Annotated in this window: 12 protein-coding genes; 6 read left to right on the forward strand and 6 right to left on the reverse strand. The window is 43.8% G+C overall.

All coding sequences use genetic code 11. The features are described 5' to 3' along the window. The first annotated feature begins 31 nt into the window (after nt 1-31). From tmk to ACXAGV_RS07975, 4 genes are all read left to right on the forward strand, one after another. On the forward strand, nt 32-706 hold the full coding sequence (tmk, locus tag ACXAGV_RS07960; protein WP_474872786.1) for a dTMP kinase: 675 nt from the start codon (nt 32-34) through the stop codon (nt 704-706). Then, nucleotides 706-1,593, forward strand: coding sequence for a DNA polymerase III subunit delta' (gene holB, locus ACXAGV_RS07965; protein WP_474872787.1), 888 nt, complete (start codon nt 706-708; stop codon nt 1,591-1,593). The genes tmk and holB overlap by 1 nt, the downstream gene beginning before the upstream one ends. A gap of 64 nt (nt 1,594-1,657) precedes the next feature. Beyond that, nucleotides 1,658-2,440 (forward strand): TatD family hydrolase, encoded by a 783-nt coding sequence (locus tag ACXAGV_RS07970; RefSeq protein WP_474872788.1) that lies wholly within the window; start codon nt 1,658-1,660, stop codon nt 2,438-2,440. A gap of 36 nt (nt 2,441-2,476) precedes the next feature. Beyond that, complete coding sequence (locus tag ACXAGV_RS07975; protein ID WP_474831268.1) at nt 2,477-3,034, forward strand: pyridoxamine 5'-phosphate oxidase family protein; 558 nt, start codon at nt 2,477-2,479, stop codon at nt 3,032-3,034. 179 nt (nt 3,035-3,213) lie between these two features. On the opposite strand, the gene ACXAGV_RS07980 is transcribed toward ACXAGV_RS07975, so the two are convergent. The 3 genes from ACXAGV_RS07980 to ACXAGV_RS07990 form a co-directional block, all read right to left on the reverse strand. Next, a complete protein-coding gene (locus tag ACXAGV_RS07980; RefSeq protein WP_474872789.1) occupies nt 3,214-3,846 on the reverse strand; it encodes an SDR family oxidoreductase in 633 nt (210 codons plus the stop codon). A gap of 196 nt (nt 3,847-4,042) precedes the next feature. Then, nucleotides 4,043-6,997, reverse strand: a complete 2,955-nt coding sequence (locus ACXAGV_RS07985) for a ligand-binding sensor domain-containing diguanylate cyclase (RefSeq protein ID WP_474872790.1) — start codon at nt 6,995-6,997, stop codon at nt 4,043-4,045. 161 nt (nt 6,998-7,158) lie between these two features. After that, nucleotides 7,159-8,979, reverse strand: a complete 1,821-nt coding sequence (locus ACXAGV_RS07990) for a M2 family metallopeptidase (RefSeq protein ID WP_474872791.1) — start codon at nt 8,977-8,979, stop codon at nt 7,159-7,161. A gap of 354 nt (nt 8,980-9,333) precedes the next feature. On the opposite strand from ACXAGV_RS07990, the gene ACXAGV_RS07995 reads away from it, so the two are divergent. Beyond that, nucleotides 9,334-9,699 carry a DUF4870 domain-containing protein gene (locus ACXAGV_RS07995; RefSeq protein WP_474831272.1) on the forward strand — a complete coding sequence of 122 codons (366 nt, stop codon included), beginning with the start codon at nt 9,334-9,336 and terminating at the stop codon, nt 9,697-9,699. Between the two features lie 70 nt (nt 9,700-9,769). Continuing rightward, nucleotides 9,770-9,976, forward strand: coding sequence for a hypothetical protein (locus ACXAGV_RS08000; RefSeq protein WP_474872792.1), 207 nt, complete (start codon nt 9,770-9,772; stop codon nt 9,974-9,976). A gap of 91 nt (nt 9,977-10,067) precedes the next feature. Here ACXAGV_RS08000 and ACXAGV_RS08005 read toward each other — a convergent pair whose 3' ends face one another. The 3 genes from ACXAGV_RS08005 to ACXAGV_RS08015 form a co-directional block, all read right to left on the reverse strand. Continuing rightward, a complete protein-coding gene (locus ACXAGV_RS08005) occupies nt 10,068-10,343 on the reverse strand; it encodes a hypothetical protein (protein ID WP_474872925.1) in 276 nt (91 codons plus the stop codon). Between the two features lie 215 nt (nt 10,344-10,558). Further along, nucleotides 10,559-11,323 carry an SDR family NAD(P)-dependent oxidoreductase gene (locus ACXAGV_RS08010; protein ID WP_474872793.1) on the reverse strand — a complete coding sequence of 255 codons (765 nt, stop codon included), beginning with the start codon at nt 11,321-11,323 and terminating at the stop codon, nt 10,559-10,561. A gap of 46 nt (nt 11,324-11,369) precedes the next feature. After that, a complete protein-coding gene (locus ACXAGV_RS08015) occupies nt 11,370-12,284 on the reverse strand; it encodes a haloalkane dehalogenase (protein WP_474872794.1) in 915 nt (304 codons plus the stop codon). Between the last annotated feature and the right edge of the window lie 172 nt (nt 12,285-12,456).

A 12,456-nucleotide genomic window follows, 5' to 3' on the forward strand; every position in this document is an offset into this window, starting at 1 on the left:
ATAGCTAAATAAAAACAGAGTTTAAAAAGTAATGCGCGGAAAGTTTATTGTAGTTGAAGGCCTTGAAGGGGCAGGAAAAAGCTCAGTGATTGGGCTGATTGTTCAAGCATTAAAAGGTGCAGGAAAGCACGTTGAGCAAACTCGTGAGCCAGGCGGCACACCGATGGCAGAAGCCATTCGAGAATGTGTAAAACACGACTGGGATGAGACCGTGAGTGAGGAGACTGAACTACTTCTTATGTATGCGGCTCGTGTGCAATTACTTACCAATAAAATCTTACCTTCACTTGATGCTGGTGCGTGGGTGGTAGGTGACAGACACGACCTGTCATCTCAAGCCTATCAAGGCGGTGGTCGGGGCGTCAGTGGAAAAACAATGTCGGCCATCAGCGATATCGCCCTTAAAGGGTTTAAGCCAGATTTAACTCTATATCTGGATGTCGAGCCTGCGGTTGGACTAGAGCGCGCCCGCGGGCGAGGGGAGCTTGACCGCATTGAGCAAGCGGGGCTCGCCTTTTTCGAACGAACTCGTGCAAAATACTTGTCTCTTGCTAAGCAAGATGAATCTATCGTCGTGGTTAGTGCAATGCAGCCTATGGAAAAGGTTCATCAAGACGTGATTGCGATTATCAATGACTATGTGACGAACACAAGTAGCGAAAGCAGTAACATTGCTCGAAACGAAAGCCAGCAGGGGAAAGGCTAATGCAAGTAATGCCTTGGTTTGCTACAACGTTCTCGACGTTACTGTCGCGATATATGGCAAAGAAACTACACCATGGTTTATTGCTGACAGGGCCAAAGGGAATTGGAAAATACCAACTCGCGTTAGGGTTAAGCAATGCGCTATTGTGTAAGCAGCCAAGCATAAATGGGCCATGTGAACAGTGTCAAAGTTGCCATTTGAGGCAAGCTGGAAACCACCCAGACTTTCATATATTAGAAAGTGAAAAGCAGTTAGGTGTGGATAAGATTCGTGAAGGCATAGCCAAGCTTTCAGGTACTGCGCAAATGGGGGGCAATAAAGTGTTGTTGATCCCTCGTGCCGATACCATGACGGAAGCGGCGGCTAATGCACTGTTGAAAACCTTGGAAGAACCCACAGATAATACCTTCTTGCTGCTGATCACTGACAGTATCAATAAAATTATGCCGACCATATTAAGTCGATGTGAACGGCAGATACTCTCGCTCCCGTCAGTGTCAGACAGTTTGAACTACTTAAACGCTAAGGGCGTAGAAGATGCAAGCGAAGCGTTACTGGCAGCTTATGGCTATGCCCCTCTTCGCGTAGAAGAGGCCTTCAGTGGTGAAGAAGACATTAGCTATCGCAATTTTAGCGATGGTATGCAGGCGCTCTTAGCAGGCGATGCAAATTTGCAAGTACAAACGCTTGCGAATAAGTGGCAGGACAATGCGCCTCAAATCGCATTGTGGTGTCAACAGATGGCCCATGACGAATACATAAAACGTCAACAGGCTGTTGATTTTAAACGCTATGAAGCGTGTGTTGATGCGGTAAGAACGCTGCAGCACGCAGGTGTTAACAAATCAATGGTACTTTTTGGGTTACTAAAGCAATTTCAACGTTAATAGGCAAATGCTGGCTTGTCGAAGCCCTTTTGTCTGACAGCAATTTTTTTAAAACAGGTGTAGTTTGTTCGTAGATTCTCATTGTCACTTAGACCGACTTAAGCAAGGGCCAGAAGAGCTGGCTGAAACCTTAAATTTCGCAAGAACCCGAGGTGTTGAACACTTCCTTTGTGTGTGCGTATCTGTTGGTGATTACGACAGCATGTTAGCAGCTGTAAGTCAGTTTGAAGATGTATCAGTATCTTGTGGGGTGCACCCACTACATCAAGATGAAGCGTGTAGCTATGAGGAACTGCTAGAGAAAGCGCAGCGTGAAGAAGTTGTAGCCATTGGCGAAACTGGGCTGGATTATTTTTATAGCCCGGAAAGTAAAGAAGTCCAGCTAACATCTTTCGTCGACCACATCAAAGTAGCTAATGAAACTAAAAAGCCGCTAATTATTCATACGCGGGATGCAAGGGAAGACACAATTAACTTACTCCGCCAACACAAAGCTGCGCACACCAAAGGTGTTTTGCATTGCTTTACTGAGTCATTAGACATGGCGCAGGCAGCAATAGAAATGGACTTCTATATCTCTATTTCAGGGATCGTAACCTTTAATTCAGCAGATGAATTGCGTGAAGTGGTAAAAGCGATCCCTATAGAGCGAATACTTATTGAAACTGACTCACCATGGCTTGCGCCAGTTCCTCATCGCGGTAAACAAAACCAGCCAGGTTACGTAGTGGAAGTGGCAGAATTTATTGCTGAGCTTAAAGGCGTGACGGTAAAAGAACTAGCGGAAATTACCACGCAAAACTTCTACACGCTGTTTTCTTTAGCCGCTAACAAGAAAACCGCGTAGCGATAAGTATAGGCGGTTTTATACCCGGAGGTGGTTATGCCCCAGTGGCGACAAGGATTGACAAAGAGTCTTCACCAAACCCGCAGTATGCCAGAAAGTCGTTACTTTCAGTTAGCTACTGTGGACGGTAGTGGTGTACCGTACTGCCGTACCGTGGTTTTTAGAGGGATCACCGACGACAACCAACTGGTGGTTATTTCTGACACTCGCTCAGATAAATATGACCAGCTTGGCCAGAATCCTCACTCTCAGGTGTGTTGGTATTTCTCTAAAACTAGGGAACAGTACCGCTTCTCTTGTACTGCAACAATAATAACGTTACATCAAGATGCAGACTTAGTTACTCAGCACTGGAATAAATTGTCAGATGCAGGCAAAAAGCAGTTCTTATGGGGCGAGCCCGGCACACCAAGAAACGATGGTTCGGCACTACAGGTTGAAGGGGATTTTGGTGTAGTACCACCTCATTTCTGTGTGATCATGCTTGCTATTGATAGCGTAGATTACCTGAATTTGAGAGGTAACCCTCAAAGCCGAGAGTGGCACCAAAAAGACGGCAATGCCAATTGGATGAGTCAGTCGTTGATTCCCTAGATAAAAAAATCAACGTTTTCCTAGCAAATTGAATGAAAACTCCAAGCTTAAATATGCTTAAAACCTGTGGTTAAGATTAGACGCTCGCTAAATGTGTCTTAGGCACATATATGAAGCCCTCTTGCTCTACGTTGTTAAACTTGCAAGAGCAGAAGAGGGCTTTACATTATTTATATAGTTTATAAAACCTGAGAGATCGGTGTTTCGCCTTTGAACAGGTGAGTAATTACGTTTTCAGTTCCTTCTTTTGCAACGCTTTCCACAATGGCTGTAGCTACGTCTTCCCTCGGTATAACAGCATCATCTTTATTGCTGGGCATATCTGTGCGAACAAGGTGATTACCTGGCTCATTTAATAAGGTACCTGGGCGCAGGATGGTATAATGTAAGCCACTATTAATTAAATGCTCGTCTGCCATGTGTTTCGCAACTAAGTAAGGCTTTATGGCTGATTCAACGGAGTCAGGATCGCCAGCACCGATAGAGCTTACCATTACAAACTTGGGTGTACCTGCAGCCTTTGCGTAGTTAACCGCATTGCGAGCGGCCCATAGGTCTATCATTAATGTCTTATCTGCCCCTGTATTTCCTCCCGAACCGGCTGTAAACACAGCGACATCTACGCCTTCGAAATGTGCCGAGAAGTCTTTTTCTAAATCCTGCTCAACCACGGTAAGGTTGCTATTTTGTATATCAGAAAGTTTCTGTGGGCTTCTTACAGGAGCTAAAACCTTGTGCCCTGCATCTAAGAGCTTTACGGTGGCTTGTTTACCGATTTGTCCTGAAGCGCCAATCACTAATACGTTAGCCATAATGCTATTCTCCTTGTAATTAAAAATGTTTGTCGTTACGAGGTTTTATAAGAAGCAAACGCAACAAGTGATCAATAACTACGGTGGATTGCATGTTAAAGAGATTGAATGCATAAAAGAGTAAGCGCAAAAAAGTCGGATTGAGTTAGTCAAGAACTTGCGGATCGGGGCACGCCATGCTGCCGGTATGTTATCGTTATTTCACAACGGCATTTCGACCAGACTCTTTCCCCTCATACAGCTTTTTATCAACGGCGTGAATACAGGCATCTACGCTATCGTAATCTTTGATGTCTGCAACGCCACACGTTATGGTTACCTTGATAGAGTGGGGAGGGCTCTCAATAGTTTGTTGTGAAACACACTTACGTAACTTTTCTGCTACCCAATAAGCCTCTTGTACATTGAGTGAGGGTAACAATATCAAAAATTCTTCTCCGCCCCAGCGTGCAATGACATCGCTTTCTCGAAGGTTTTTTTCCAAGGTTTTGGCTATTTTTACCAACACCTCATCGCCAACATGATGGCCGTATTCATCGTTTATATTCTTGAAAAAGTCTATATCCACAATAAGCAAGGAAAAGGTACGACTATGGCGTTTATATTCTTGCCACTCTGCGTTGGCTCTCTGTGTGAAATATCGTCTATTTTTCAACTCAGTTAACGAGTCTTGAGTCGATAATTTCGTAAGTTTTTCTATCATTGCTTCAAGATCTCGTGTTTTTTCCTCTACTTTAAGGGCCAGTTCTGCAGAGCGCTTTTTCAGCGTCGAAATTCGTAGCCAGATTGCTGAAGAGATGATGAAGAGAATACTTAAAACTAATGCGCCACGCCAAATAGGCTCGTCCCACCATGGTGGTATCACTATAACTTCAAGTTGAGCTTCGTCGCTACTCCATACATTCTCCTGATTTATAGCTTTTACCGTAAAACGGTATCGCCCAGGCTCTAGATTTGTATAGGTTGCCACTCGCGTCTTAAAATCAGTAAATCGCCAGTTATTTTCGAAATCAACGAGCTTGTATGCATAGCGCAGTTCATTAGCATTCATAAAATCTGTGGCTGCGAACTCAATGGAAAGGGCAATGTTATTATAAGTGAGTTCTATCTTTTCGCCTAAGTTAAGGCGTTGCTGCACGCTAGTACCATTGTGTTCATCTCGACTTACAGTCTCTACCTTTGTCAGGTGAACAGCAGGCGACCATTTAACGTTTGCAACTTCTGACGGAACAAACTGCGTGAGCCCCTCTGCACCGCCAAAAAGAATAGTGTTATTTTGGGTTGTGGCAACAGAGCCGATATAGTAACCCTTGGAAAGGGCGCCATTTTCTTCGCCATAGTGGTAAAGTGTCGAAAGATCAGGCGCTAGATAACTTATTCCCTCAATAGTTGAAATCCACAGCCCGTACTCATCATCTTCAACAATTGCCCCGATTGATACTTTGCTCAATCTACTCTCTGGCTTAATTTGTGTAACTTTTATGGTTGATAAGTCATCGTTATTTTTGGTGACAAAATACAAGCCATCAGCTTGCGTCCCGACCCAATAGCCACCGCGCTCAGAATGTGAAATCCACGTTACTACCGTACTGTCTGTAATTTTGTCGGTGTAATCACTAATACTTTTTAATTCACCAGTGAGCTTATTAGCCAAATGTAGCCCTGTTACTGTGCTGAGCCATGCACTTTCTTCATTTTCGAAAACAATACGAGTAGTAAGTGAAAGAGGCCATTGCTTTATAATCCGTCCCTCGGAAGGGCGATACACGAAAACACCATCGCTATATCCGCCAAACCAAATATCTCCTTGGTTGTCCATGTTAATGCTGTAGCCAGACTTACCTTGTAACGCCTCAATTTCGAGGAGGTTTGTTTCCCTATTTAACTTTGCTAGTCCGCTGCGAGTCGTCACCCAAAGCGTATCGCTCTTTGAGTCATAAAAAATACTGGTGAGTTTATCACTAGCTTGACTGTCAGTTTTTTGTGCGTGATTTGAAGTGAAAGGTCCTTGATAGGTTTTATTATCTGTATCGTAAACCCATAGACCTTTTTCATTCGCTACCCATACTTTATTCTCTTTAAACGAGGCCATAGATCCAATTATCCGGCCACCACCGACTTCAGTTGTATAAAAGTTGCTTAGTTCGGGGTTACTTATGGAAAAGCCATCGTCCTTTGTACCCACTACGACAAGGCCTGATTTTGTTTGATATAGGCTTGAGACGCGCTCGTCTCCTGAGTCTTTGTCACTTATTGGGAAGTGTAATACTGTATAAGGGCTGTGGGCTTTTAAAAGGTTTAAACCTCGTTCTGTCGCAACCCATAAATCGCCATTTCGCTGTAGTAAAATATCCGTTACCGAATTGTCTGACAATCCTTGTATTTCACTCGTACATTGTTTAGTTATTGGCTCGGGCTCGATATTGAGATTAAACAGGCAGATACCATGAGTAGAGGTGCCCAACCAGAGTCGTGACCGCTCTGCAGCGATCAGTCTGGAAAAGTTAACACCTTCATAAGCAGCAAGTACCAATGAATTTTTTATCGTATCGAGCTTATAAAGACCAGAGGTGGAGGTAACGTATAGACTATTGCCGATTAACTCTATATCAGTGAGTGTGCTCGTTGTATCGGGAAGGTAACTGACGAGCTCGATACTGTCGCTTTTTTCATAGTACCGATACAAATTTCGTTCGGATATTATCCACAGCGTGCCGTCGTAGGTGGTTTTCAGCCTGTTGATGACCTGTTTGCCAAAAGGTGATGAAACAGGGAGTGCGTAATGCATAAATTTTTCAGTGTCTACATTTAATCGACTCAGACCGCTAAAGGTGCCAACCCAAATATGTTGGCCGTCTACACTTGCTTCTAACTGAAGAACACTTAATGTTTGTAGACCTGTAGACTTATCGTTGTCCCACATTCCAAAATTTCTAAAGGTATAACCATCGAATTTATCAATGCCCGACTGTGATGCTAGCCAGAGAAAACCGTTTTTATCTTCCGCGATATCAGAAACAGTAACGTGGGTGATACCGCTTTCCATATCAAAGGTATGAAAGGCTGGGGCACCTATTTCAGCTCGTGCGACAAAGTTAAAGCTAGCCAATAAAGCAAAGATAAGGAATAGGTACGCTGAGGGACCGCGCATATTGTGGCAACGTTAAAAATAATTCATGTCTAAAAACTACGCTAATTCAGGGGACTTTCAATAGAACAAAAGTTTAATTTGTTTAGAAAAAGCCCCGTGGTTAGGGGCTTTGTCTATTAAAAATGTTCACAACTGTGTTGTGATTTAAGTACCAGAGCGAGTTACCAACCACACTGGCGGGATGCGTTTTGTTCATCAAGCCATGTTTTTAGCGGCGCAAAGTAATCGGCAATGGTACTGGCGTCCATTTGCGGTGAGCCTGTCAATGTCTCTAATGCATTTTGCCACGGTTGGCTCATGCCCATTTCTAACATTTCATTTAATGCTTTACCAGCCTCTTCGCTTCCATAAATAGAGCAGCGATTTAATGGACCTTCATCTCCTGCAATGTCACACAGTGCTTTGTGGAATTGGAATTGAAGAATATGCGCCAAGAAATAACGCGTGTAGGGCACGTTGGCTGGAACGTGGTATTTTGCACCTGGATCAAACGCACTGGTACCGCGCTCCACTGGCGCCATGACGCCTTGATACTTTTCTCTCAACTCCCACCAAAGCTGGTTGTATTGTTCAGGTGTTACTTCACCTGACATCACTTTCCAGCGCCACTGGTCTACCATCAAGCCAAAGGGAATAAAGGCTATCTTATCAAGCGCTACCTGCATCAGCATGCCGATATCGTTTGATGCGTCTGGGATCTCATCAATTAAGTCAATTTGCTTAAGATACTTAGGCGTTATGGATAGTGCAATAGTGTCACCAATGGCTTCGTGGAACCCGTCATTGGCTGAACCACGATAAAGAAGCGGCTGGTCTTTATAAGCGCGTTGATAGTAGTTGTGACCTAATTCATGGTGAATAACGTTAAATTCTTCGCCCGTTTTCTGAATACACATCTTAATACGAAGGTCGTCTTTATCGTCTAAATCCCATGCAGAAGCATGACACTGCACGTCACGGCCGTCTGGCTTTTGAAACATAGAACGTTTCCAAAAGGTATCAGGAAGTTCTTCAAAGCCAAGCGATGAGAAAAATGACTCTGCTTGTTTAACCATGGCGATTTCGTCATACCCTTGTTCAGCTAATGCACCTGTAACATCGGGCACTTTCATTTCTTGCTGAGGTTTAACGATATCGTAAATATTCCCCCACGACTGCGCCCACATGTTACCTAACAAATGCGCAGGAATTGGCTTGTCTTGTGGTACCACATCTTCGCCATAGTGTTCACCTAGCTTAGCGCGAACATGGCAATGTAGTGACTCGTAAAAAGGCTCTACTTGCGTCCATAGACGATCTAACTCTTTGGGAAATTCATCTGCTGGCATGTCATATTTGCCACGCCACAAGGCGCTGACGTTTTCGAAGCCTAGTTCTGCAGCACCTTCATTGGCAAGTGATACTTGCTCGGCATAAAGTGGTGCCATAGGTTTAGATACTTCACGCCAGCCTGTCCAATACTCTAACAATTTATCGGCATCGCGTAGGGTAGACATTTCAGCGCTCATTTCGACCAAGCTTTTACACGTACCATCTTCGCTGCAATACTCACCAGAGCCGTACAAGGCGCTTAAATCAGAACCAATTTTTGCAAGACGCTCAGCTTTTTGCGCATCTGCCGGCGGCGGCATTGTTAAACTGTTTTTAAGTAGGTCAAGCTGTCTGCGAGTGTCGGTATCTACTTCTACATCGTTAAACTTCGCCGCTTCTTTCGCTAACTTAGCCACTTTCATTGAAAGTACTTCGTTAAAATAAGCACTCACTGCTGCTGTGTCGAAATTGATGTTCGTAGCGTAGCTCCACTCTGCGTGCGCGGCAGGAACTTGCATTTTCGCAATGTCATTTTGCGCCTGTGTTAAAAACTGTTTGGCATCTTGCGCTGTGAGTTCTGGTTTAGTTTCTGTCTGTGGTGTACTTTCGCCACATCCCATAAGCGAAACGCTTACTAATGCTGCTATAAGAGTACGTTTATGATTGAGCATACTTTGTCCTTTAATTATTTTGATTTTAAAGTGAATCGATGTTCACATAGACATGCGGTAGCATTGTGTAATGCTGCGCAGCTTTTGTAAAACAAATTTGATGTTCGTGTATGCATGAAGCCTTGTAGTGCAAGACATAATAGACAGAGTACAAAAACTTGCTCTGGGAAAGTAATGATGAGCCTTTAATATCGAGACGGCCTCTCATGAAATTAAAAACCTAATAATGCGCAAAATTATGATTTTGAATATGAGCAATACGAAAAAGTAATTGTTCCAGTTAAGCTAGGCTGCAGCAAAACAATAGATGCTTATATTTATCAGATAGCACCAACTAAATAGAAAGGAAAAGTTATGTCAACGGAAGAACCACTCTATTGGGGTTTAAACGCTCGAAGCTATTGCACGCTTATTCATGTTTCTCAATTATCCAGCTTCGTTATACCTGGTTTGGGGGTCATATTGCCTATCGTGCTATGGATTGCTCACAAAGATCAGAACGAAGACATCAACCAGCACGGCAGGGTGACTGCGAATTGGTTGATAAGCTTGCTTATATACTCGGTTATTTGTTTTGTATTGACGTTAATAATTATAGGAGCGCTGGGCTTTATCGTTCTAGGTCTGATGAATTTCGTCTTTGCTATTGTGGCAGCGGTTAAAGCAAATAAAGGAGAGCTGTGGACCTATCCGCTAAGTTTTGAGTTCTTCAAACGTTAATCTCACAAATAACATGTTGCTTCAAGCAAGAAAGAACTGCGATTAAAAACTGCTTATGAAGGACGTTTCAATGTTGAAACGTCTTCGTACCTATCCCATAGCAGACACTGTAATGGCCAACGTAAGCAATAACGCGATATGTTTTGGTTTTAATAGCATGCTTACCTCTTTTCTTATGACTATTTCTACCGGTGTTAACCTTAAAGATAGTTTTCAAAATGGTGTCGCGCTATACATAATTAGTATAATGGGCTTAAATGTCGCTAATGTCATTTAGTTGGCGTTATTACAAAGGCGCTATGACCAAGGCGTTATCGTGGAGCGATTTTGTTGGAAGGTAAGCTGAGTGCCGGGTTCTAGACTAGGAATTACTTCGCACTAAAGCGATCACTCGGCAGTGCGCTGTGAATAAGGTACTGGCTTTTCAACTGTTTGGCGCTTTTAAGCGAAGTACTGCTACCGCGCTTCACTGTGCTTAGTGCTAGCGGTTTATTCTGGCGCTGCTTCTTAAGTAATTGGGATGAAGGCGCTTCCTTCATATTTACAAGCGTAGGTTGGGCTTCTTGCGCGAAACTGCAATTCATCAACGAATGTGCTAGAAAAAGTGCGATAGCTAAAAAACTGTTTTTATTTGGCCTTGTCATCACATTTTTTCTCTTTTTTGTTCAACGTAAACGCTAGACAATCTGATTAAGTACTACTTGATTTGATGTCGATGGCTGAGGTGGTTGCACCCACCTCATTCATCGGCTTTGTTTGTTCGCTTTCATTACACCGAATGTGGAATGGAATCGAAAGATTAGGTGTTATACAAGGGTATTTTTTTATATACCTTTGTGCCTAATACTCAAGCAATACATCACCATGCGGTAACGCCTCCGTCTACTGCTATGGTTTGTCCGTTCATGTAAGAGTTGCCAGGGGAAAGCATCAGCATCATGGTGTTAACGATTTCCTGTGGTTCGCCCAGTCGTTTCATCGGGCTTCCCATGCCAAGCTGTTCTCTTGCCTCAGGGGTGTTGTAGCCGTCTACATTTAGAATGTTGGTTGGACTGTAAAAGGGGCATATGGCGTTTACGCGCACGTTTTTGCGGCCATATTCCACAGCTGCTGTACGAGTTATCCCTGACACGGCATGTTTTGCTGCAGCATACGCACCGCCCTTTGGCGCTCCGCCCAAGCCCGCGAGTGAGCTAACATTTAAAACGTGACCTTGCTTTTGTGCCAACATAACGGGTATCTGGTACTTCATTCCAAACATAACGCCTTTAACATTCACTGCAAACTGCGAATCCATGATTTCCTCTGTCATTTGATGAATTGGCGCTGGGTTATGCGCTATACCCGCATTATTTACGGCAATGTCTAGTTTGCCAAAGGTTTCCATGGCTTTATCGACTAGAGCTTTGTTAATCGATTCGCTTGCTATATTGCCTGCTATCACGACTGCATCTGTTAGCGCCTTTACGTCGTTTTGCGTTTCTTCAAGGGCGGTTTCGTTAATGTCTGAAAGAACGAGTTTCGCTCCTCGGTTGGCAAGACCTAGCGATAACAGGCGGCCAAAACCACTGCCTGCACCGGTAATTAATACGACTTGTCCAGAAAAGTCGAGTAGAGCGTCCATTGTTATCTCCTAATAATTAATAGTTTCGTGTCGGCTGAAAGTCTTGTTACTTAAGCTGCGTATTCTGGATAAACTGAACAAGCAGATTGGCCAGCAGTTCCCCTTGGTCTTCCTGAATAAAGTGACCACCATTTTCTATCTGTGTATGGGCCATGCCGTTACAGCCGGGAACGAGCTTTTCAAATACCTTATTGCCACCTTTGGTCACAGGGTCACTATCACCAAATGCCGTAATAAAAGGTTTATTGTATTGCTTCAGTTTTTCCCAAGCTTTTCTATTTGCCTGCGCCTCAGCATTATCGGGGCTTGTAGGAACTAGAAGAGGAAAAATGCGGGCTCCCGCTTTGTAGCTTTCGTCAGGGAAGGGGGCGTCGTAGCCAGCCAGCGTTGCTTCGTCTAATTCGGTGGTTGTTGCATTTTGAATAATGGTTGAGGTGGGGAATTCGGGCACGTCCTGAGAAAAACGACGCCACTTGATGAAAGCATCACTAGGCGAATGATCGCCGGTGGGCAGCCCAGTATTAGATACCATGACACCTGAAAAACGCTCAGGCATATCGGAAACAAGTCGCAGGCCTAGTAAACCTCCCCAGTCTTGACAAAAGAGTGTAACAGGGCCCTTAGTAGCCTGTGAAAACCAGTCTTTTAGCCATATCACATGACGAGCGTAGGAGTAGTCCTCCTTTCTTACTGGTTTATCTGAGCGTCCAAAACCAATGAGATCAGGCGCTATGACATTGAATCCCGCATCAGCCAATATGGGCATCATCTTGCGGTACAAATAAGCCCACGTCGGTTCGCCGTGTATTAATAGCACGGTATGTCCGTCTTTAGGTCCACATTGATAATGGGCCATTCTTATTTCACCGCTTACTGTGTCAGTTATTTCAGTGAAACGGGGTGGGTAAGGAAAGTCAGTGATTTTATTAAAGGCGCTTTCCGGTGTTTTAAGCACTTGCATAGCCAATCATCCTTTTGTAAATAAAATGTAATTACAAGTGTTGCTCGATTAACAAAAACACCGGTTTTATTTTCTGTCAAATAAACCTTAGGCAAGGTAGGACAGGCTCTGCGCAGAGAAATGAATTCACAAAGGGGCTGGCGGTCAATATTAAATATTATGATAAATGTCT

Source organism: Alteromonas sp. ABH4_453, assembly GCF_056160665.1.